Origin of the sequence: Nocardia sp. GP40 (assembly GCF_050434125.1) — a bacterium.
Lineage (GTDB): Bacteria > Actinomycetota > Actinomycetes > Mycobacteriales > Mycobacteriaceae > Nocardia > Nocardia albiluteola.
In genome coordinates, this window is sequence record NZ_JBNPVW010000003.1 from 394,731 (window position 1) to 419,672 (window position 24,942).

Genomic DNA, 24,942 nt, shown 5'->3' on the forward strand with positions numbered 1-24,942 from the left:
GCGTATCAACCGCAATCGGTTGCGCTGCAATAGCTTCGCAGGGTAGAAACGCGGCCGGATCGGATCGCCCGACGTACACTGATTTACCAGTAGGTCAAATTCTTACCAGTACCCGCCCGATAGTCAAGAGGTAGAAGCACATGGCACCACGCACCTCGTCACACATCCTCGATGTCGCGGAGCAACTGGTGCAGAGCCGCGGGTTCAACGGGTTCAGCTATGCCGACATCGCCGCAGCCCTGTCGATCTCCAAACCCGCTCTGTACTACCACTTTCCGAGCAAGGCGGAGCTGGGACTGGCACTGGTGCAGCGATACGAGCAACGGTTCTTCGAGGCGCTGGCGGCGGTCGACGGCGCGGACGCCCCGGCCCGGCTCGAGCGCTACGCGAGCCTGTACGCGGGCGTCCTGCGCGAGCAGCGAATGTGCCTGTGCGGCATGCTCGCCGCCGAGTACAGCACACTGTCGGCGGCGATGCAGGCATCGGTTGCCCACTTCTTCGAGCGCAACGTCGAATGGCTGTCGGATGCCCTGGCGCAGGGCCTGCGGGAGGGAACGCTGGCCTTCGCCGGCTCTCCGAATGAAAAGGCACATATGATCATCAGCTGCCTGGAGGGCGCCCTGCTGGTGGCCCGGCTCTACGTCGATGTCGACATGTTCCAGACGACGGCGGCGAGCCTGCTTTCGGGGCTCGCGGCCGCCCCGGTCGGCGAAATCGCCGACACCGCCAGCTGATTCCGCTCTCGCCGGAGGCCGTACCGGCCCCGGCGACCATGTATTCGACTGTGCGACAACGACTGCAGTTGATACGCATACTGGCGCCCTCGTTCGGTGAAGCTACCTGGACGCTCGTCCGCCGCATGAGCGATGCAGCGCTCGCACCGGATGTAGCGAGCGTGCCATCGGCTCAGCGACGAGTTGTCGCACATGAGTCATACGTGAACCCTATGAGGAATACTCCACGATGACTGGTGTCGCTTCGGACAGATTCGGTACTGTTTACGACATGGAGGCTGCGGTATTCGTATTCGATCGCGTGGCCGATTTCGGACTCGCATCGGTGGTCGAGGCCCTCAATATGGCCAATGCCCTGCTGCCCGAGCTGGAATCGCCGCCCGCACCCTGGCGCGTGCACATCGTGTCGCTCGGCGCCAGCGTCCGGTCGGCCCACGGTCACCTCATACCGACTACTCCCCTGGACGATCTCCGCGAGGAGATCGATGTAATGATCGTGCCCGCGATCGGCGTACTCGACATCCAGGAGTTGGTGGATCTAGTTTCCAACTCCTCGAACCACCCCCTGCTGGAACGAATTTCGGCAGCACACCGCCAGGGGACCCACATGGCGGCGGCCTGCACCGGAACATTCTTCCTGGCCGAAGCCGGAGTGCTGGACGACCTGGAGGCGACCACCAGCTGGTGGCTGGGCCCTACCTTCCGCCGCCGATACCCGAAAATCCAGGTCCACGAGGGCCGCACCCTGTGCCGCGCCACCGGCGCGACCACCGCCGGCGCGTCCCTGTCCCACCTGGACCTGGCTCTGTCCCTGATCAGGTCGACCAGCCCGGCCCTGGCCGAACTCGTCGCCCGCTACCTGGCGATCGGCGACCGCGGACCCCAGATCGAATTCTCCATCCCGGAGGTCGTCGCCCGCGGCAACTCGCTGGTCGCGTCCTTCGAGCGCTGGGTGCGCGAACGCATCGACGATCAGTTCGCCATCGCCGACGCCGCCCGCGCCCTCGGCGTCACCACCCGCAGCTTGCAGCGCGCAACCCAGACCGAATTGGGCATGTCCCCCAGGGATTTCGTCGACGAGATCCGCCTCGAGCGCGCGACGCGGCTCCTGCGCACGACCCCGCTGTCCGTGGACGCAGTCGCCGCGAAGGTCGGTTATCTCAATGCCGGGACGCTGCGGTCGCTGTTCCGGCGACGGCGTGGGAGGACGATTGCCGAGGTGCGGGGGGTGGGCGCCGCATGGAGAACGGCGTCGGTATCGGGACCGTGAGATGTCGACCTTGGTGCCGGCTCGGTGCGGAGGTCGAGTCGCGGAACATCGTCGCAGTTCATTGCCTCGGGATACCCAGTAGCGGAAGCTCGAGGTGACGGTTGCCGTCCCTGGAGTTCCATGCCTGGTAGACGAGATCACCGGGCGCGGTGACCAAAGCGGCATCACGAAGACCTATTACGACCATCGTCGCCAGCTCGCGGTAGCTCGCCGAGGTGAGCGGCCATGGTAATTCGATCCACCAGTTGGGGTCTTCGTACTCGTCCGGGATCTGCCAGCCGGCGGTAATAGCACGCTGATTTCCCGGTGTCCCGAGCCCAGCGGCGGGGTCCAATTGCCCGGCCGCGCCCAGCTCGGCTCGTAACATGTCCTCCGTCTGCGCGAACTGCGCGAGCCCGGAGTGCGGGGCGGAAGATGTGGTCTCGATGATGACAAGCGCTCCCGCCGGGAGCATCGTCAGTTCCGCGGCCAGCCCCGCGGCGAACTCGTCCCAATCGGTCACAGCACGTCCCGCTCATCCAGTTCGGTCGCCACGTCCTGGGATGCCAGCTCCTCGTTGGTGAGCAGGAACAACTTCACGCACACCGTCAGATCCATCAGGCGGAGCGTGGTTTCCGTTCCAGCCCAACGAATCTCGGCTGACTCGCCGGGTATTTTGCTGGTGGGCGCGCCGATCGCGGCGGTGATCGCCGCTGCCGTCGCGACGAACGCGTCACGAATCAGCGCAGGACCCACCCTGCCCTCACCGACATGATCGGTAAGCAGGACCTCGATTTCATCAACGTACCCCGAGTGGCCGGAGATCTGGCCGCCGGCCAAGCCGATTCCGGTGTCGAGCAGGACCGAATCGGGCTGCGACAGGAGTGTGGTCCAGCCGAATGCGGCCGCCAGCTGCGGCGTGCCGGCCATCAGCAAAGGCCGCTTCAAGGCCGCCAACCTGACCGCCAGCTCGCTGACGTCGGTGTCCGTCATCACACGCAACTCCGTCATACGATCACCCTAATCGCTGCAATTGGCGCTCGAGCGTGTCCCTCACCTTCCCGAGGGTTCGTGCACGCTTCGATTCCAATGCATCCCGTACCGCGCGGGCACGATCCTCGCCCAAACCCATGGATTCGACAGCACGATCCTCCAAATTCCGCTCGTGTTCGATTACTCGCTGCACGGCGTCGAACGCCTTTCGCACGTCCGCAATCTCCGGCGGCCTTCCTTCCGATATATCCCGCTCGAACTTCCGGCTCAATTCCGCGTGGTAATGGGAGAAGCGGGCCCTGTCTTTCAACGGAACGTCCCGTGCCTCGAGGGCTTGCGCGACGGCGTCGTCGACGAGCCGCTGCCCGGCGACATCTTGGTTCGCGAGTTCGACTGCGGATGTCCGCACTTTTTCGATGCCACCGATATTTTGAATCGATAGGGGGACACCATCACGCTCGAGATCGAATGGGGTGATGGTTGTAAATCCGTTGATATCCGTATGCGCCAGCTCGGCTTGGAACGCAAGGGTGCCGTCGTGGAACACGCGTAACAGCTCATCCTTGGCCCACAGCAGCCGCTGCGCCGCCGGGCTGCTCGGATCGATGCCGCGCCGGCGCATATCCTCGGGCGTCTCCCTCAGGACCCTGGCGAGATTCTTCTCGAGCGCCAGGGTCCGGCTCTGGTACTCCGGCGAGCCCTGCTCCGCTCCGCCCGCGGGCGTGTCCGCCTTGCCCAAGCTCGATCCGACACCCTTGTTCTCAATGGTTTTGAAAATCGGAGGCTCGCCGTCCCGCGCCGGCATGAAAAGCGGAACATCGAAGCTGTCGTTCCCATCCCATACCTCGTCGATCGGGTGCATAATCACAGCATCCGGATGTTCAGCAGGATCGTTCGCGTAGGCGAATCCGGGAATGTCTCCGATGCTCTTGGAGGCCTTGACCATGTTCTCGCCGATCTTGTGGTAGCGCCAAGCGATCCCGCGAAGTTCGCGTAGCCGGGCGAGCTTCTCCAGTTTTTCCCTTTCGTCCAGACTGCTTTCACGCACCGCAGTCTGGCGCTCTGCAATAACCTTCGGCACTTTATCGCCGGTCAGCTTGTTGATATCTTCGATATCGAACTCGGCCATCAGGGTTTTCGCCCGGACCCCGATCGGATCACGAAGACTCTGTTGCATCTGACGCACCAAGGTCTTGGCAGTAAGTTTATTTTGTTCGGCCTCATCGGAGATTCTATACGGACTCGATTCACCTTTCTGCGCCTTATATACTATGCCTTTACTGGAGAGATGATCGTTCAGGAAGGGATTTTCTCTGCGACTGCTATCGCGCAGGTTGAATCCTTTGTCACGCCAGGACTTCTCCGGGTCGGTGATGTGATGCAACCGCCGGTCGCCACGAGTCCGGTAGGTATCGGGCCTGTCGCCCTGCACGTGGAGTAATCCGTCCTGGCCGCGGTACAAACCGTTCGGGGGCGGCTGGTTGTCGTGTTCGGGCACAGCGGGTATCGGAGCGCCCGAGTGGGACAGTTCCGCACCCGGAACCCGGTAGAGCTCGTCGGCCGGTTGCGCCGGGTCGCCAGGATCGACGGCCCCCTCGCCGGTGAGATCGAGGTGCCAGTGGTCCGGAACGCCGTCCATGGTTCCCGGCCTGCCGCCGGTGATGTAGACCAGCATCTTGCCGTCCCTGGGCGTCCACATCGGGGCGCCGTCGGTCTCGAGTTCCGCTCTTCCTGGAAGGAAGAACGGGCTGACCGCAACCTTCCGACGGTACAACTCGAACGGCCCGAAACTGGCCAGCGCCGCCGTCGGATCGACCGGATGGCCGAGTTCCTCGGACAGCATCCGCGTCCACGGCAGAATGGATTTCTCCGACACCTCCATCATGTATTTCGTGCGCGCTATCCCGGCATGCACCATTCGCTCGGTCGGCTCCGAATGCGCGGCGCTGTCGGCAATGGTGTGCGAGGGCCGCACGACCGGATCCCCATATTCGAACGAGTCCACGAACGCGGGTGCGTTCTGCGGTGCGACACCCACGACGTCGATGGCTTGCCCGGAAAGCGACTCCACGATGGTGCCGGCGAACGATCCATTGCCCACCGGAACGAAGACGGTTCCGAATTCGTCGGGGTGATCGATGATGTGCTGATTCAGGTGGTAGTGCATGGCGGCCTGCTGGGAGGCCGCCTCCTGGTCGACGATCAATCCGTCGTTGTCGTAGGCCCACACGTTCTCGACATACTCATGGCATTTGCTGTAGTCCGAGCCGACCTGCTTCACCTCGACGCCCAGGTCCTCGAGGGCCTTCACCTTGACAGGGTTCGCGGTCTCGGGCGTGAAGATGATGATCCGGCGGCCCATCTCCCTCGCCTTCAGAGCCAGGGAGTAACCGTAATTGCCGGTGGTGATCGCGACAATCGGAATATTCTCGTCCGTCTCGCCGAACTCCAAAATCTGCCGGACCATCTCATCCTTGACCGAATGGCCCGGTTCCGACAGATTCCCCAGCAGATATCGAACCTCGATTGTGCGCCCGAACACCTCGTAGGTCTTGTCCACGTACGGAAGCGGTTCCGGGTTGGTCGCGTGAATCTTCAGGTGCCAGTCCAGCAGTGTCGCCGTGTCATAGTCGCCGAAGTCGAGGAACTTCGCCTTGCGTTCGCGCGGTGCGGCCGAACCGTCGATCGCCGGTATAGCCATGGGATCGTCGTGCGGTGGGGGCGCGGGCCGGTCGGCGGCCTCGCGTTGGGCGAACCGCCGCTGTTCCAGGTCCAGTTCCTCGAGCATCCGGCTGCGCGTCATCTGGACGGTCCCGGAATATTGCGGTGGATCGCCGACACCACGGTCGCCGCCCCCGTACCTGAGGTAGACGAGCATCGTGCGGCCCTGCCCTGGACCGTGCATGACCACGTCCACCCGGTCCGCAAACATATTCAGTGACCGCACCACACCCGGCAGAACGGACTCGTCGTCGCTGTCATCGTGATAGTGGAGCAACACCGAGGGATGCAAGTCGCCGATGATCCGGGCCTCGATCGACGCCGCCTGCTGGGGCCAAGCGCGGGCTTCGTCGTCGTACGCCAGATGGTCCACCAGCTTTTCGCCGACGAACGTTGCGTCCATTATTTCGCTGACCCCGGCACGCCCCTCCAGTTCCTCGCGCAGGTATGTCTTGACGGCGTGGTGCTGGTCCAGCCTCGTGCCCAGTGACGCATCGATCCGTAACCGGTTTCGACCGTCGACCTCATCGACGTTCTCCCGGAGGTCGACCTGTCGGATGCGCAGGGGGTCGAGCCGCTCGAGGGTAAGGCGGGTGAGCAGCAGGCCTCTGAGCCTGTTCGCCTGTTCGGTGGCGAGACCACGAGAGGTCAGCTCGGCAAGGGTCCGTTCCGGGTCGGCCATGACGTCCGCGCGCAGGCTGTGAAATCCGATGTCGGGCCAGGTCTGCCACGCCGCGCGCAAGTCCCTGTCGATCAGCAGATCGGTCCCGCGGATCAGACCCCCGCCGTTGTTGCTCAGTTCCTCGAGCGGGCGGTATTCGTCCGCAGGCAATCTCCCCACAGGAACCAGCACCCTCGCATCCGCGGGGATCGGCTCATCGGCGCCGATCGCCACGAGCAGGTGCATCCGAAGGGTGTGCCGCGCCAGCCGGGCGATCTCGATAAAGGTGCTGTCGATAGCCACCGTCGCCAGGCCCTGCGGTGCGTCCGACAGCTGCAGACGGTCGAGCAGACTCGTCCACTGTGACAGGACGTCTTCCTGTTTGGCTGCGAGGGCCGCGGCAAACCCCGTCGGCGACAAGGCATCCGGATCGCCCAGCCCGACGGCCCTCGACAGTCCCCATAGCGCACTGTTCCGCGTGCCGTCCGGCCAGCGGTAGAGCTCGCCGGCGGGAATCGAGTTCGAATCGGGCGCGCACAGCCGCTCGAACGCCAGTCGGCGCGAGACCGACGATCGCAGCCGGTCGACTTCGGCCGGTGGCGCGGTGCCCTCGAGTTCACGGACGACACCAGCCAAGCGGGCCGGAGTCTCGGTATCCACACTGGGCAGCGTGACGACTCCCGTGCGCTGGATGGCGGTCTCGAGATCCGTTCGGAGGAACGCACGCGCCGCGGACCGGAGGGCCGGAAGGAGTTCCGGGTGGTCCATCACCGCGAAGCCGGGATCCGCCAGATGCTCGGTTCCGGGCGGAATCGTGCCGCCCTCCAACAGTTCACGGAGCATCCGCAACCGCAGGCTGTCGCACGCGCGGTTCAGCAACGCCGAGCGCAACTCGGGCGTCAGCCCCGCATCGGTCAGCAGCTCCGGCTCGTCGGCCGCATCCAGCCGCCCCAGCAGTTCGTGCCAGTCCGCGCGGTCGATCCGCTCCTGGCCGGAGAGCACTCGGTCAACCGCGGCCGCGTCGCCGGGATCGAACTCGAGCCCCAGCCGTGCCATCAACTCACGCACCGGCTGGCCATCCGGTGGGGGCGGATCGTGGTGTACGGTCGGCGGCTGGCCCCCACCACCCTCGGCATCGGTGCTCTCCTCGCCTCCCGCTCGGTCCCCCTCACCAGGAGACTCGCGCGGGCGGCCGATGCCCACCCGGTTCGCATCACCCAGTTGACGGATCGCGTCCTGGGCCATCCTGTCACGCTCGCCATCGTCGATCGGATCGACCGGACGTCCGTCAGGACCGAACAGGATCGCCTTGACCGGCGCGTCCCCCGGCCGAGGCGATCGTCCGGTGAACTCCTCGACGGCACCGAGATCCCGGACCACAATCCTGTTGCCCTCGTTGACCATCAAGAACGCATGACCCCCCACCCCGTCGGCGTCCCTGCTCGAGAACATCTCGACAACCAGAGCCGCCGCACCGCGTTTGACACCCCGCGCCTGCTCCTCGGGCGTCCCCAGCAGCTCGGCGGCGACGTCCCCACGACCTCCGACGAAGTCCCCAAACTTGCCACCGGCGCACGCTGCGATCTCCCCTTCCGACATCCCCTCCAAACCGACCAGCCGCGAGGGCAGCCGGATGCCCGAGATCCTCCCGAACATCCCCAGCAGATCGCGCAACGCCTGCACCGCGCATTGACCGCCGCGGCCGGCACCGGCGACCGATCCCTCCGCGGGATGCACCCCGGAACCGGAATTATGATCTGCCACTGGATCATTCGTTCGAGTACCGTCGCCGTGCAGGTGTGCCGAACCGCTTGCTGACCGCCGTCCCCGACCCGAATCCACCTGCGCAGCACTGGGATCCATCCCACTAGGCCGTCCGCGACCCGAATCCGACTGCGCGGTGCGGGGATCCGTCCCATCCGGCCGCGCATGCGCGTGCGGTCCGGTGTGACCGGCAGTGCCATCCCCGGTGACCCGCGTCGATCGCCGTGAGGACTCGGCGGCTGCCCCGCCTTCCCCAGTACGGCCGTGGTTGTCCCCGGCACTCTGGCCCGGGCGCTGCGGCTGCGGCGTCGATTCCTGGGGTTCCGGGACATGCGGTAGCTCATCGAAATTCGCCAGCACCGATCCCTGCTGCGCCCGGGCATCCTCGAGTCGCTGATCGATCCCGGCGTGCAGGTCGGCGAGTTCGCGGCCCTGTTCGCCGACCTGAGCCAGCTCATCCTCCAGGCGTGTGACCTCGCCCTGAGCGCGCAGGTGTGCCTCTTCGGTGAGCACGGCCGGCTCCGGGACGTGGGGGCCGACCGCCCCAGCTGCCTCCTCACGGGCGGCCGCGGCCTCGGTCAGCAGCGCCCTCCGTTGCGCCAGTTCCGATTCCAGCTGGTCCCGCAGTTCCCGCAGCATGCCGCGGGCCCGCTGGCAGTCCAGGACGGCCCCCGCAGGATCTGCGTCGGCCCGCCGTGCCTGCGCGGTCAGGTCCTGAATCTGCCGACGCAGGCTTTCCGCGTCCCCACGCGGCTGTTCCGGCGCCCGCGTCCCCTGCGTCATCGGCTCGCCGGCCTCGGCCGCATTGTCATGGCGCCGCTCCGCGTCGAGCCGGTCCTGCGCTACCTGCAGCTCCCGCTCGCGAGCCTCCACGTGGGCCTGTGCCAGGGCCAGTTCGACCTCCGCGTCCAGCCTCTGGTCCGTGCCGGCCGCATGCTGGGTCCCGGCCTCCCGCAACAGATCTCGCCGCCGGTCCAGATTCCCCTGCTTGTCATCCCGTGCCTCGCGCGCCTCCCGCAGCGCTCTACGGTACGGCGCGAGCCGCTCGTTGGCCGACTCCGCCCGGCCCCCGGAGGTCGACTCGGCCCGGGCGAGCGCATCCCGAATCTCGACGAGATCGTGTTCGGCCGAACGGAATTCGTGAACGGCCCGCTGCAGCTCGTCCACCCGGATGCGTCCGGCGGCGTCGGGCTGCGCCGCCCGCAGCGCGTCGAAGTGGGCCCGGTCCCCACCGAGTGCCACCAGCGGGTCCTCGAGCCCGGCCGCGGCAGCGTCCAGCTCCGCCGAGGCGCGCTCGAGCCGAGCCTGCGCCTCGGGTAGCGCCAAGCGGCTCCGATCGCCCGGCAGGATGGTTTCCATCGGGTCCAGGCCGGTGTGCAACCGTGACGGATTCTCGGCTCCGCGGGTGGCATGGGCCAGGCGCGTCAGGGCCTCGTTGCGCTCGCGGACCGCATCCTCGAGCGCCGTCACGCCCGCCGGGTCGGCGTTCTGGGCTTGCAGCGAATCCACAAGTTCCTGCCACGCGTCACGTGCCAGCGCTGCACGCACATCGTCCGGTTCTTCGCCCACCGCCCGCACGGCCTCGTCGAGCCCCCGACCGGCCTGTTCGAGTTGCTCCTTGGCGTTGGGGCCCTGCGTCCTCTCCGCCGACCGGAAGTCTTCGATCGCCGAGCCGAGGGCCTCGACGCGATCCAGCCCCTCGCGCCCGGTCTGCCGCTCCCGCAACGCGTTCAGCAAGCTCCGGGCCGGATCGTGCGCCAATGCCTCCAGCACGTCCTGTGGGTCGCGCCCCAGCGCTCGAGCGGCCCGGTCCAGCACCACCGAGGCGTCCTCGAGCCGCTGGAGCGCCCGCGGGCCCTCCATCAGCTCCGCCAGATCGGACCGATAGACGATCTCGGCGCGCCAGTCCGTCCTCGGCGGACGGACCGAATCCCAGTCGAAACCCTGGGCCGCGGCGGCTGCGTTCGCGTCGTCCCAGGTTCGGAAGGGGTTGGTCTTGGTGTCGTTGGCCGCGGTGTGCTCGGCCTCTGCCAGGGCGTCGCGCAGCAGGATCACATCCGACATCAGCGGATGACGTAGCCGCGGAATCACGGTGTCGCCCACCGGTTCCACGCTGATCAGCCGGTCGATTGCCTCGGCGACATCGGCGACCTGATCCATTCGCCGAGAGATGAGACGGCCGTCGGGGTCGAGGTGGTCGACCACCCAGTGTGCCTTGACCATCAGGTGATCGAGCACCTGTTGCACCTGTTCGCGGGTCAAATCCAGTGGCGGTGGTGTATCGGTGAACGCCACATAGTCTTGGCGCACATAGTCTTCCCGCATCTCGTCGGCGATACCCTCGGCCACCTGGTTCACCATCTCGTCGGTGATCTCGCCGTTCCGCATGCGGCCCACGAGATCCCGGTAGGCCGAGCCGACGATCTCGTGGACCGCGTCGGGGTCCTCGGTCCGGAACGCCTCGGAGATCCGCTTGAACTGCGACAGTCCGTCGGCGGCCTGGCCACCGAACATCCGGCTGCCGTGCTCGGCGATCGTGAGGCCGCCGAGTTCGCGCAGCCGCGCGCGCTCGGGATCGCGCAGGTGCTTGGGATCGGGGTCGCGCAGCTGGTCGCGCTCGGGATTGCGCAGCTGCGAGCTTCTCGAGCTGTCCAGATAGTCGTCGATGTGCTGTCGCACCTGGTCCGCGTAGCCCGAATCGGTACAGTCCCCAATGAGCAGATGTTTCAGCACCATGCGCATCTGAGCTAGGGACAGCGCGTCATCCTCGCCGAGCGCCTCTCCGGTCAGCCGTTTATACACCGCGACAAGGGATTCGCTCTCCTCGGCGATCTTGTTCGTATGGGCATCGGAGAAGATGCGCCTGAATCGGGACAGGCCATCACTGGGGACGGTCAGGTCGCCTATCGTTTTCACGTTGCGGTACTTCAGATTTCGGAAGTCTTCGTCCCGTCGCCCGGCCAGGAAGGCATCCATCCGACCCGCCTCATCGACTCCACGCCACGGGCGCTGCACGGATTCGGGACGCATCCGTTCGGCGGGAGGCACCTCATCGATCAGCTCCTGGCGAATCCGCTGCACGATGGTGCGCGCGGCCAAGACACGCTCGTTGCGTTTGTGCTGGTCCAGCCCGGCCACGATCTTGTCCGCCAGATGCGGGTCCGCGCGGTACGTTTCGTATCTCTGATCGGTCCACGACAGCATCTGCCACAGATCGGTGATCGGATCGCCGCCTGCGAAACCGCTCCGCATATGCGGGGTCAGAGCATTCACGACCCTATCGATCACCTCGCTCTGTACCGGTCCGGCGGTGTGAGATTCACTCAGGATGCGATCCAGATCGGTCAGTGTCTTGCGGACAGTCTCCGGATCCTCGATGCCGAATGCGGGCGCGAATTCCTCGATCGCGGACTCGAGATTCCCGTGCCTCAGCATGGCGGTGCGGAATTTCGTGACCACCGCGCGGGCGGTACGGGCCCGCAGTTCGTGCAGGACTTCCTCCGGAGAGCGGTTGCGCAGCCGATCGTACAAGCTCCGCACCTCGGCAGGCCATTCCACGCGAGCCGGATGGACCGTATTCTCGTTGTGATGGCGGATCGGGAACATCGGCTGCTCGTACTGCTGTGCTCCGCGATGCCAGGCGTATCCGTCGAGCATTGTGGTGAACGGCGCCTTACGCTTCAGCCAGGGCCGCTCGAATATCTTGTCGCCAATTCCCGGATGGTTCTGGATAAATCTCTGCACTCGCGGAACCTTCAGCACACTGAACAGGTTTCGTATCTGGCGCTGGGCGAAGTTTATCTCGCCGCCGATATGCGGTGAGAACCCTTCTTCGCCAGTGTCGTTGAAGACACTCTTGCCGGCACCGACCACGAACATGTTGGACGGCAACAGATCTTGCGCAACCTTGTCGGGCGGAATGTGCGCGAACAGCAGATCGAGGGAATTGATGTACTGCACCAGCCCGCCCCACCATTGCGGCGCGCCCTCCTCGTACATCTTGTCCTTGTAGTCCGCGAGTTCTTTCGGAGTGGGCCTGGACCGCCGTCCAGCCATATCCGGATCGATCGGATGCCATCGCCCTACACTGTCGCGCCATTCGCCCAGACGCACCGGGGCGCGGTCGCGACCGGGATCCGCTTCGTAGTAGCGGGTGTCGGCGCTGCCCGGCCCGCTCAGCGGCTCGGGGTGTACCCGTTCCGGGCCGGAGACCATCTGCCAGTACTCGACCAGTGGGCGCGCGAGCATGGCGCGTGCGACCCTCGGATCCTGTTCGATCGCCCGCTGCAGTTCGCGGTCGAATTCGGCGCGATCGCCCTCGGTGTCCAGTCGCGGCCCCAGCACGATGATCCGCGGCGGCGCGGGCGGTCCCTCGGCGCCGGGTTCGGGCGAGGGCTCGTCGAGGACGACGACGCGCTCGGTCGTCTTCGTCAGGCCCCTGTCTGACAGTGCCCGGTCCCACCGGCCGGTCAGGCGCGCGGCCTCGTCATCGAGCCGGCCCAGATGATTCTCGATGGGCCGCAACGCATCCGCGATGCGGCCCAGCTCGTCCAGCATGCTCCGCACGTGCGGCTCGGTGCCGTCGGTGCGCGCGGCGGCCCGCGCACGATGCTCGTCCAGCACCTTGCGCAGTGCGGAGGCATCACCGTGCGCCTGCGCATCGGTGACGTCGACACCGTTGCGCCGCAACCGATCGAGCACATCGGCCAGCCGAGCTCGCAGCTCACTGTGGCTGGTCCGCAACTCCTCGCCGTTGCGTTCCAGCTGCTCCAGCATGCGCAGCACGTCCGGACCCGTGCCATCCGTACGCATCGCAGCCGTCCTGCGATGGGCATTCAGGATCGCGCGCAGGGCGTCGGGATCGCCGTCCACCTCCGCATCGGTGATATGGACACCGTTGCGCCGCAACCGATCCAGCAGCATGGTACGGCCCGCATCCGGGTTCTCCAGCAGCTTGACGCGTTCGGCGTCCAGGTGGAGCATCTTCTCGGCCAGCTCCGGAGGATGCGGGATGCCGTCACCGATGCCATGGACGGCCAGGTCCTGCAGTCGTTCCTCGAGTTTGCCCTGCTCCGCCTTGATGTTGTCGATGCTGGTGACCAACTCCATCAACTTGCGGATCTGCAGGCGGCGCTGCGCGATCTCGTTCGGAGAGGTGGCGCGGTGCTCCACCGCGCCGGGAAAGTCGAGGGTTGCCGGAACGACGATTCGGCGCTCCTGCGCCTCGTGCAGCCGCGCCAGGACCGCCTGGTCGTAACCGCTGCCCGTGAGTTCGTGCACGTGGACCTTGTCCGCGAGCTCAGCGAGCTGTTCCTGCGCCGCCTGCTGCCGCTTGCGCAAGTCCGCCCACCTCCGGACGAGGCGATCGTGTTCGGACCGCAGCGACGAGTCCTGCGTCAGCGCCTCGACCTCGCGGTCGAGCGACGCGATCCGCCTGTCGTGCTCGTGTAACGCTGTCCGTGTGTTGATCAGGTCCCGGACGACGGCCCCGCGCTCCCCGTCATCCTGCACGCCGTCCCGTTCCCGAGCTTGCCGCAACGCCTCGCCGAAATCGTCGTCTCCCAGCGCCCGCCAATTTCTGGCACCTGGGAGGTCCAGCTCGACGGCCAGCGCATCGCCCCGGGTGAGCAGGTCGGCGCGCTCTCTCTCCAGCTGCGCGCGCCACACGCGGAGCTCTTCCAGCCGGGCGCGCGCGGGGTCGTTCGCATTCGGATCGTTCGGATCCTGCGTTGTAGCAGCGGAATCGGGGTGTTCCTCGCGCTGCACCGCCAGATGGCCGTGCTCGTCCGGGACGACGCGCAGCACCACCACGCGCGTGCGGTCCCCGGCCAGCGCTCCGATCTCCGGGCTGTGCTCGGCGGCGCGGTCGAGGACATCGTCGGCGGTCTGCGAATCGCCCCAGAGCACCACGGCCACACGACGTCTCGGGCCGTCGATGACGCCGACATCCGGCAGCCCGGGTACCGAGGTCGCACTGACGGTCCGCAACGCGATCTGTTCGGCGATCGCCCGCATGTGGGTGACTGCCGTTGCCTCGTGGTGAGCCGCGGCTTGGTATGCCCGGAAAGCGGCCTCGAGCTCGTCGTATGCCTCCTGCCGGGTGTCGCCCACCACTAGGCGCAGCGTCGGGTCCCGCAGGTTCGCGATCGCCAATTCCCCATGCTGTGGATCGGCCATCTGCGCCCAGTTCACCCCGGCCGTGTGCATCTCACCGCGCGCGCCCGCCGCCGCCTCGAGCTGGTTGACCTCGGCGATGGCGTCCCGCAGCGCACGCTCGGCCTCCACGCGCGGGCGCACCGCCTCGGCAGCGTCCCACTCGGCCTGTCTCAGCAGCTCCGCCCGCCGCCAGTCCAGCTGCGCGCGTGCTGCTTCCAGGTGCCGCTGGTTCGCGTCCTCGATGCGGGCTGCGTCCGTGGGGACTCGGCCCCACTCGTCCCGGGGCACCATGCCCGCCGTACCTCCGCCGGGGCGCAGCGCCCTCGTGGCCTCCCGATCTGCCGGTGGATCACCGTGCAGCACTGCATGAATCAGTGCGGTCAGCGGTTCGAGGACGGCATCGCCGCCGCGGCGGGCTCGCCGTCCCAGGGCCGCGGCGACCTTGCGAGCGCTCGGCCCGACGGCCTGGTTCTCGTGGAGGGTGTGCCTGCCATGGCGGATGCCGGCCTTGTCCTCGTATTTCTCGACCTTGCCACCGACCCGGACCGGACGTTTTCGGATTCGGGCCTCGGGCACCTTCAGCGCGCGCAGCAGACGACTGCGCCCGCGGGCGACCGCAATGCTGTCGCTGTGCGGGCCTTCGGCCATGATCTTCAGCAGAGCGCCTGCAAGCTCGCGCCGCTGCGACCGGGTCAGCCCCGGCCCGGCCAGCACACGGGCCAGGTTCTCGGGCGTGAGCGGGTAATTCCCGACGACTTTCGCGAAGGCCACACGCAATTCTTCCTCCGCGGAGGTAGTACCGGTCTGGGCCGGACCACCGTCGGAGGCTGCCGAATGCTGCTCGGCCCCGGTCGATTCGGAACTCTCCGAACCGTTCGAATCTCCCGAACCCCGCTCGTCGTCGTTTTCCTCGGTGTTCCATTCCTCCTGCCGCCGCATCGCCTCGGCGAGCTGCTGATGGCTGTGCGCCAACCCCTCGGCCATATGCGCCATCCGCCGCAGGAACTCGTCGTCGGGGTTGTCCTGCGCCTCCCTGGCACTTTCGCGCGCCATCCGGGCTGTCCGGTCAGCCTCGGTCTCGGGTCCGGACATCGTCCGCAACAGGTCCGCGTCCAGCAGAGCCTGCTTCTTGTTCCACTCGGCCTGTTTCGCCTTCTCCTGCTTCGCCGGGTCGCCCGGATCCGCGTCTGCCTCCTCCCGTGCCCGCTCGGCGGCCACGACCTTGTCGTGCGCCAACTGCTCGGCCTGGTCGATATCCGCCGCGCGGCGCAACCGAGCCGCCTGCTCGGCTGCCTCCGGCGTCGGATGTTCGGCCGACGACTCCTCTTCGTCGCCACCCCGTGGCCCCTCGCCGTCCGGCGGGTCCTCACCGCCGCCCGGCGGCTCGCGGTTTCGGCCGACGCCCACCCAGTCCGCCGTGCCGACCTGCTCCTGCGCCTCACGAAGCAAGCGCTCCCGGGTCGGCTCATCGATCCGATCGACCGGCACGCCCTCGTGGTCCAGGAAGATCGCCCCGATACTTTCCACATCATCCGACAGGCGGGACAGATCCTCGTGGACCTCCCCCGTCCCCAAGTCTTCGACCGTGATCCGGTCACCTTCACGCCACAGCAGATAGGCGTGACCACCGACCCGGTTTCCGTCACTCCGCCCGTACATGTCCACCACCAGCGCGGCCCCGCCATCGGGCACCCGATCCGCGACATCGGTATGCCTGGTGAACTGCTCCTCCAGCCGCCCGCCTGTCGCCCCCACGAGTTCATCCCGCGACATCCCTTCGACGCCGATCAGACGCGCGGGCAGGCGAATTCCCGAACGCTCGCCGAAACGCAGCAGCAACCTGCGCAGCGCCCGTATCCCGCACTCGGCGTTGTTCGCGGCGTCCCCGGGAGCCCGGCGCTCCGGCGCCTCGATGTGCGACGATCCCGGATCATGTTCTGCCACAGCGTGTCCGGAGCCAGCTCCGGCCGCATCGGCGGAGCCGGGTTCGAGCACACGGTTGAACGGGTCATCGCCGCCGTGGCGGGTGTGCACCTCGAACAGGTCGATCCGCCTACCCGGGAACCGATCCTGCAGCGCCGCGTCGACCATCCGGCGCACATTCAGGAATTCGGGATGATCGGACTGCGGGTGGTGGTAGATGACGGTTGCCGTCGCCTTGCCGTTGTCAAAATCGCGGTACCACGCCGTGACGTCCACCGTGTGACCGTTGCTCTCGACGCGGACTATGGCCGACCGGTTCTCCCCGAACATCGCCTGGCTGATGTCGACGCCCACGGCCAAGCCCAGATCGATGTGGTCAGGCCCGCGCGCCTCGACCGAGCTCAAAACGAGCTCGGGCACTCCGTCGCCGCCGGTAGTCAGGCGGCTGCGCGGGGAAATAGCGGTGACCACGCCGGCCACCGAATCCCCGTTGGGGCCGGGGAGCTCGACCTTCCGCGGCTCGATCCTTCCCGAAACATCCGGCAGCACAGGATCTTTGGACCTTCTCGTCCACGGCATGCCCCATCGACGGCGCTGCGGGCTCCGCGATCCGTCTTCGGACATCGGCGAGGCGGACCTTCTGCCGTTCCGCTCGGGCACGCCACGCCGAGAGTCCCAGTGCGCGTCGGACGAATCATCGTGCGCGCCAGGCGATTGCGCATTCCGCCTGGTCGGGGGCTCATCCGGATCGATCAGCTGTGGGTGTCCCCCGGGGTCAACGGAACCGGTCAACCTGGTACGGCGCGGGCGGATCACAGCGGTCGGTTCATCGGGATCACCCGGATCAGGCGCATGAGATGGATCCACTCGACCGCCCGGATCGGCATGAGCACCGGGACCGCCCGGATCGGCGTGGCCCGCCTGCTGCGGCGAGGGTGTGGCCTGCTGCCGGAACGGTTCCGGATGCTCCGGATCGAGTTCCTGGTCGGAGCGAGCGTGAGCCTCGAGATCGTCGATGCGCCGCATCATCGACTCGTGCCAGTCCGAGCGTCCGAGCCGTTCGAAATCCGGGCGCAGCGCACGCATCATCTCGCGCAACCGCCGGACCTCCGAGACGGTCATCGAATGGCGCTTCGCCGTACCGTCGGGATTGAGGAAGGTACGCGCGTTGTCGTTGAGCGGCCGATTCGACGGGTCGACGCCGAATGCGAGATGGTCGTTGAGCCAGGCGTTCTGGTCGCCGACCCCGACCCGATCCCAAGGGTCCGACAGCACCGCGCCGACCAGCGCGTCGTGTACGTCCAGGGCCGGTGGGTGACTCTCGTTACGGAACAGCCCCAGCAGTTGACCGCCGTCGAAACCGACGCGCGGGGACAGGTAGACCTTGTCGCCGACCGCCACCGCTTCCGGGACGTCCAGGCCGAGCGCGCGCGCCACCCGAGACGAGAGTTCCACGGCAGCAGCGGATTCCGCACTGGCCAACTGCAAGCGAATGACCGGCGTTCCGTCGGCGAGAATTACCTTTTCCACACTGACGAGCCCGTCGACCGCACGGAACACGGTGAGCGGCTGTTCATCCCGGACAGGCCTGCGCAACTGGTCCAGCACGTGCTCGTCGAAGGGCGCCTCGCCTTGGAGCCTGTCCTGCAGCTCCAGATAGATGTCCCGATAGAATTCGCCGTTGTCGAGATGCGACTCGATCACCGGTCGCAGCGCCCGCACCCCCGCCTTGTGGGCAGTCCAATCCAGCGCCGCACGCTCCGAATCCAACATACGCGCGGCGCCTGGGAAACGAACCCGGTGCGCCTCGGTAATCCATGCCTCCGAGCACGCGTCGATATATTCTTGTACCCCCTCTGGCACACGGATATTCAGACCGGCATCGAGACGTTCCATCGCCCAGACGATCTCACTGGCCTGAGCACGCTGGTGCTCCTCCAGCATCGCCCTGATATAGGACTCCGGCGACTGCCCGTCGCGTCGTTCTATAACGCCCTCGGGGCCCAGCACACCCGCCGTGCGCACGTGGGTGGCCGTCTGGACGATCGCGGCCATGTATTCGTCGTCGGACAGACCCGCGTCGAGCACAAGCTGGTTGCTCAGCGCCTCGTACCGCTGCCCGAGCGGATCGTCCGTGTGCGATATCCGTACACCGCGCATGGTGTCGACGGCCTGCTGGCCGAGCGGAGTCCGCTCCAGTTGCCGGACAATTTCTGTCCATCGTTTCTCCGCAGCCCGGTCGGCCCAGCCGAATTGCTCGACCCGCTGCTCCGACTCGACGGCGTCGTCGGCGTACCGGATGTCGGGGTACTGGTCGGTCGCGCGGCAGATCACCGTGCCGTCGGGGGCCACCTCGACGGTCTCTCGAACCACCCGGTCCGGGGGCAGACCCGCAATCTCTCGCGCGACGGCAGGATCTCCCAGAACATCGGCGTGTTCACCAGGCCCGGTTATCACAACGACCGACGGATCCCTGCCTGTCGTCAGATACGCATGATCCGACAGTCGCGTTCCGTACGCACCCGAGGCGGTGCGCGTCCCGACCACCGCGGCGGCGGCCAGCTTGTTCAATGCGATGTTCTCCCGGCCGACATCCGCGGCGAGGTTCGTCCGCTGCTCGACCAGATCCATCAGGACCGTCAGCCGGTGCTGCCGGCGACGCAGCTCCGGCTGCTGGTCGGTGGGTACCGTACTGAAGTCCGGTTCGGCGTCGATCATTTCGCGCAGTATGCGGACCTCGTCGGGCCCGCTGACCGAAATCCCTAGTTCCGCAGCGCTGTTCGTCAGCGCGTCGTCGATTTCATCGTGCTTGTTCAGGTCATTGTTCCGGTCAGCGGCCAGAGGCCAGATCTGCTTCGCTGCCGCGTCACCGATTTCCTCGGGGGAACCCTCGATCGAGTGCTTCTTCGGCGGGGTGCCACCGGCTATCTTCCAGAGATTCGCGGACCCGTCCTCGAAATCCCAATGATCGCCGTATCGCACGTTGTACGACCGGCCGTCGGGTGATGGCGCGTCTCCGAGGTACGCGACCGCCTTGTCCATCGCCCGCTTGTTCGCCTCGTCCGGCGTCGCACCCTGGCTCATCGCCAGTGCGTGTTCGTTCTCGTACTCCGTGACCACCAATTTGGGCTGGAAAATGTAGCCGAGCGGCTCCAACTCCCTTTCGAACTGCGCCTGCCGAAGGTTGCATCGCACTTCCGCCTCGACATTGGCGCGTACGTAGTCCTCGCGAGTCGGGATCGACAACGGGTCCCGCACGGAGGTTCCGTTCGCGAATTCCTCGGCATGAGTCGCCTCGTGGACCAGGGTCGAGGCCATGTCGGCAATCGTCCGTCCGGAGGTATAGACATTCACTTGCTGCTGGTCGGGCTCGAAACTCCCGTGGCTGCTCCCGTCTCGATCCCTCGCGGGATAACGTTCGCGAACGGGCAGCCGCACAAGGGAATCGAGCACCGTCGAGCCAACGGCGGTCTGCTCCAGCAACTTCCGGACATGCACCTCGATGCCGTCCACCACGCGGATCCCGATCCGGCCGGCAGCGGTGGGATCGAACAGCCGATGCAGCAGTTCCGACCGTTTCTCGACGGTCAACGGGTCGGCCGGACTGCCCTGCCCGTCCAGGAAAATCGCCTTCGGACGGCGGGTCAGCTCGTAGGGTGGGCCGAGCGGGACGCCATGCTCCTCGACCACGCGGTCCGGGACGGCGCGGCCGGTTCCGCGGTCCCGCACGACGAAGTAGTCATTGCCGTGCTCGTCGATTCCGTACGTGACGAGATAGGTGTGGGCACCGACGAAATGGTTGCTCTCGTTCGCCATGCCGGCGTAGGTATCGATGACCGCTGCCGAGGATCCGGGGCCGAGCCTTCTCAGCTCATTGGCGATTCCCTCGTGGTCGCTGTACTCGCCGATTTGGCCGCCGATGGCGGCGCGCAATTCGTCGGCGGAGATGCCGTATTCGTCGATCGGGCGGCCGAACATCCGGATGTCGGCGCCCGGGTACATCGCCCGGAGCTCGCCCAGCACATCCAGGCCACAGACGTTCGGTCTGCCGTCGCGCATCCAGGAACCCTCGATCGGGCGCTCGCCCAGTCGAAGCAGCAGATCACGTCCGAACGCGGTGTCCGACAGGGCTTTTCGGATCCGCCGGGCCTCCTGTGGATCGGCATGCGGAGACAGGGCGTCGAGGACATGCTTGCCGGTCATGGCCGCGGGGAGGCGCGGATCCAATCCGCCTGCCGACAGGACCTCCCGAAGTACACCCGCAACGACGTCGTGAACTATTGCGCCCTGCCTGGCCCGCTGCGCGTGCGCCTCGCCCTCGGCCAGTAGCAACCGGCGGGCGCGGCCTCCGATACGGTCCAGCGGAACGCCCCTGTCGTTCACTAGGATTGCCTTGACGTGGCTCAGCTCCTGCGTGCCGCCGGGCACGAACGGGCGGACCCCGTCGGGATCGAGAATGTGCTCCACGATCGTGCCGCCCCGGTTCTCCAGCAGCCGCAACTGCCCGCCGACGCCGAACTTGTCGGCGGGACCGCGGAAGGACTCGGCCACCAGCGCCATCGATTTCGGGCCCATGCGGTTCAGTTGCGCGACGATCTCGGCCTCGCCCCTGGGGAACTCGCGGAATTTTCCGCCGGTCGCCCCCATCAGTTCGGCGGAATACGCGCCCTCGGGGCCGACCACGCGGGCCAGGTTCTTCAGGAAGCGACTCTTGGGGAAGGCTGCCTTCAGCTTGCCCAGCAAGCCAAGTCCGGGCTTGCTGGGCGAATCGCCCCTTCCCGAATGGTTCTCGGCGCCCGCGCGACTGGTATTTCCCGCATCGTGCGGGCGTCCTGGCGGACGGCTACCGTCGCCGAGGTCCGGACGCGGGGCCCGCCTGCTCTCCCCGGGCGAGTGCTGTGCGGCCACCGCCGGGCGTGCGTTCTCGTCCGGCCGGCGCAGGATATTGCCTGCGCCAGACTCGGATTCCGCGGCCACGGCGGGCTCGGCGCGATGTTCACCCTGTTCGGCCGTCGCCGGCTTCGGGACGGATCCGTCCATGCTCGCGAGGTGTTCCGCCGAGGGACGTGCCGCCGCGGGCGAGGGCTCGACGTTCTCGCCGGCGGGCAGATCCTCTGCGCCATGCGCCAGCGAGGGCAGCATCCCACTCAACCCGCGCCGTAAGCGTCCGGGCGATGCGGGCGCGGCATTTGAGGCCGAGCCGTCGCCCTCGGCGTGTGCGGCATCGATCTCTGCTCGCGCCGTCGCGGATTCGACTCCGGTGAGGTGATATCCGATGACCGCGTCATTCACCTCCGCCCGCTGGGCGTCGGTGAGCTCGATGTTGTTGCGGCCGGACAGTAGCCCGGGCAGCGTATCGACGGCTCCCAATCGGTTGGCGGGCGAGCGCAGCAGCCATGCCGCGTGCTCAGGAAGATCGGCGGTCGCCTCGTCGAACCGCACGGAGGCGGCGTGATGGGCGAGAATCGCGCGCGCAAATGCCAGCAGCGACGGATCGGTCTCGTCGCCAGTCTGCTCGGCGGCCCGATTCAGATGATCGAGCTGCTCCCGGATCTCGCGATCGCGCACCGCGGCGTCGCGCACGGCGCGCAGCGCCGCGGGATCGGTCGCATCAAGGTCGATGCCCAAAGCCCGTGCGGCATCGGTGAACTCCCGCCGGGCCGCCTCACGCGGTCCCCGATCGATCGAACCGTTCCGACCCACGAACATGTGGTCCTTCGCCGCCGCGTCCCGCAGCGCGGCCACCGCGGCCGGATCCGCGGCGGCGACATCGACACCCACGTCCGCCAGCGCCCCGATCCATCGCTGTTCGGCCTGCTCACGCGCGTCGACGACGGCCTCGTGCAGTTCCCCGTAGGAGGCGGACTCGACGTGCTCGACATCGCCGCTCAGGCTTGGGGAGTCGGCCGCTGCCGGGGACTCCTCGCCCGGCGAACCGACGCCGTGGTCGTGAGACGGCACACCGGGGGAGGCGGAATCCCCCGCGCCGGCGGCCTCGGGCGTGGATACCCGCTCTCCCGACCGTTCGGCTACCTCTCCCGGTTCCGAAACGTGCCCTGCGGCAGGGCGTCCCACGCTGCCAACGTCGGGCGTTCCAACAATCGGCTCCGAAGTCCCGATGGGAAGTCCGGTCGCCTCACCGGCGGCCGGTGGCGAAGCAGCCGAGCCCGAAACATCCTGCGGGACGGACCGCTCCAACCCGCGTTCCGGGACGGCACCCTCCCGGCCGCCATTGCCACCGACCGATGTCGACGAATTGTTGTGCGGCCCAGCGGCATCCGGCATCGACGGGCCATCGCCACCCCCGCCGCGACCGAGCCTCCCGGCGGTCGGCACGTCGGACTGCGACACAGACGTATCGGACCGCGGCATGTATGCAGCCGCCTCCGAAATCGACGAGGTGACGGAACCCGCGCCGTGCTGCATCTCCCCACGAAGTCCCCCGCCGACCGCGACAGACGCCATTTCGCGCTGCGGCACAGCAGCATCCGTGCCCAGGTTGTTCTGTACCACCGCACGAATATCCGATGAGCTCGTCACGATCACCGGCTCGGACTGTGGCACAACGACATCCGGCTCCGGCGGACGAACCTCTCCGGCACTCGCGGCGATCGCGGGCTCCGACTGCGACACAACGGCATCCGACTGAACGGATGTCCCGGCGCTCGCACCGTCCGAGGCCTGTGCACGAACGACCCCGGAGCCCGCGGCAATCGCCGACTCGGAGTGCGACACTGCCGATTCCGCCCGATGGATGACTACCGGTCCGCCTGATGCATCGGCGCCGCGCGGACCGGCCATGGCCCCACGGGTCGGACCGCTCGTCCGGTCGTTGGTGGCGGTCGCGCCATGTGGCGCACGGCCATTGGTGGCACCGGTACGTCCGTTTGCCGCAGCAGTCCGGTTGGCGGGCCCCGCGGAGGGATTCGACAACGCTCCGGTGCGGCGGTCCGACGTCACGCCCTGCCTGGTATCGAGCTCTTCACGAAGCCGTTGGAATGCCTTGAGCGGTATTGGATTCCCGGATTTCGCCTTCGCTTGCGCATCAAAATATGCCGCGCCCAGCCTGCGCTGGTAATCCTGGCGGAACGCATTATCGGGGCCCGTCCCATCGGTCGGCACGCTCCGGATCGCCAGGTTTCCGAACATCTCATCGACCTGACCGAAGTCACCGGCCACGATGCCCCTGCGCACTGCGAGATCGTGGGTGAACATGCCGACGCCGTGCATGCCGCCGATTGCCAGGAACTGCTGCGGGTTCAGCCCGAACGTCACGTGTGACCAGTCCGCGTGATGGTTCCCGGCCGGATCGAGCACTCCGAGCCCCGCCTCACCGGCCTGGAATATGGCCCGGCCGACCGTGTCTCCCAACGCCATACCCGGAACGTTGAGCGCCGCCGCCGTTCCGACGCCGGCGACGAACCGGGTCACAAAGCCGCGCTCGGCCAGCTTCTCACCCACCACCTCCCCGGCGGGATGCCCCAGGATCACACCGCCACCCCACGACAAGGACGTAGACATGAACTGCTCGGCATCGAACCCGCTGCGCCGCCCCCGCGCGATCTGGTCGGCCTGAATGCCCAGATCCAGGGCGGCCCCCTGCCCGGCCTGTTTCGCGCCCTCCAGCGCGGCCTTCTTCGCCAACGCCTTCAGCGAGAAGCCCTCAGCCTCCTTCTTCGCCTCCTGTTCACCCGCCGTCTTCGCGGCATCCTCCGCCAACGGCTTCAACAGCAGCTTCTCCGCGGACTTCGCCGCCACATCGCCGCCGACTTTCGTGATCAGCCCCGCACCGTCGCGGGCCGCGGCATCGCCCAACTGCTGACCGACAAGATCTCTCGCACCATCGGACGCGAGGTCTGTCAGCGCGTGTCGCCCGGCCGCACCGCCCGCCTGCGCCAAAGCTTCCGCAGTCACATTGCGCCCAGCGGCCGAACCCCCGCGTTCCAGCACATCGACAGCCACGTCACGCGCGGCAGCCCGGCCGCCCTGCCCCAGGACATCGGCGGTCACGTCGCGCCCCGCAGCCCTGGCCCCCTGGCCCAAAGTATTCTCACCGGCGTCCCGTGCCGCGCCCGCGCCCAGCTCGCCCACGGTATCGCGGCCGATCGTCGAAAGCCCGTCGCGCCCAAGGGTTTGGGCTGCCTTCTCCCCCAAATCCCGTGCGGCCTCACGGGTAAGGTTGGCACCGATCTCCTCGAATACCTTGGGCGCCTGCTCGGCCAGCATCGCCGCGATGGCGTCCGCGGCCGCATCGCGCGCCACCACCTCGGCGCAGTCCCGGGACGCCAGCTGCACCAACTGCCGGAACGCCGCGTACACCCCGGGAATCGCCGCCGATCCCGCGAGCGTCTGGGCCAGCTGAATGACCTGATAGGCCGCCATGGCGCAGAAGAAGTCCTGCTGCTGCTGGGTGTAATCGATGCTCGTGGCGGCGTTGTAGGTCATGCCCTGGACCTGGCGCATCGACGCGACGGTCGACTCCAGGTTGGTCTGCCCGTCGGAGATCATGTAGTCCGACTGCTGGTGGAACGCCGCCTGACCATCACCGATCAGGTGCGCACCCACGTTCCGCACCGCGTTCTTGATCGCGCCGATCCAGCCTTCCAACCGGTCGGCGAACCCGGACCACTGGTCTCCCAACGCGCGCATCTGATCGGGATCGCCGTTCGGATACGCCTGACCGAAGTTCAGGATCTCCGCCGTGGGCCACAGCCACGACGGCAGGCGGGCCCAACTCACAT

The 24,942-nt window shown here is 67.1% G+C and carries 5 protein-coding genes; 2 read left to right on the forward strand and 3 right to left on the reverse strand.

The window, feature by feature from the left end:
* The first annotated feature begins 140 nt into the window (after positions 1–140).
* Positions 141–734 carry a TetR/AcrR family transcriptional regulator gene (locus ABH933_RS10910; protein ID WP_429416701.1) on the forward strand — a complete coding sequence of 198 codons (594 nt, stop codon included), beginning with the start codon at positions 141–143 and terminating at the stop codon, positions 732–734.
* A 271-nt stretch (positions 735–1,005) separates the two neighbouring features.
* Positions 1,006–2,004 carry a GlxA family transcriptional regulator gene (locus tag ABH933_RS10915; RefSeq protein WP_429416704.1) on the forward strand — a complete coding sequence of 333 codons (999 nt, stop codon included), beginning with the start codon at positions 1,006–1,008 and terminating at the stop codon, positions 2,002–2,004.
* A 58-nt stretch (positions 2,005–2,062) separates the two neighbouring features.
* On the opposite strand, the gene ABH933_RS10920 is transcribed toward ABH933_RS10915, so the two are convergent.
* Genes ABH933_RS10920 through ABH933_RS10930 form a run of 3 tightly spaced genes read right to left on the reverse strand, consistent with a single transcriptional unit; the run spans position 2,063 to position 24,940 of the window.
* Positions 2,063–2,506: a TY-Chap domain-containing protein gene (locus ABH933_RS10920; protein WP_429416707.1), complete on the reverse strand. Its 444-nt coding sequence runs from the start codon at positions 2,504–2,506 to the stop codon at positions 2,063–2,065.
* Complete coding sequence (locus ABH933_RS10925; protein WP_429416710.1) at positions 2,503–2,994, reverse strand: DUF6301 family protein; 492 nt, start codon at positions 2,992–2,994, stop codon at positions 2,503–2,505. Before ABH933_RS10925 ends, ABH933_RS10920 begins: the two co-directional genes overlap by 4 nt.
* A 4-nt stretch (positions 2,995–2,998) precedes the next feature.
* Positions 2,999–24,940 carry a pyridoxal-phosphate dependent enzyme gene (locus tag ABH933_RS10930; protein WP_429416713.1) on the reverse strand — a complete coding sequence of 7,314 codons (21,942 nt, stop codon included), beginning with the start codon at positions 24,938–24,940 and terminating at the stop codon, positions 2,999–3,001.
* Positions 24,941–24,942: the final 2 nt, after the last annotated feature.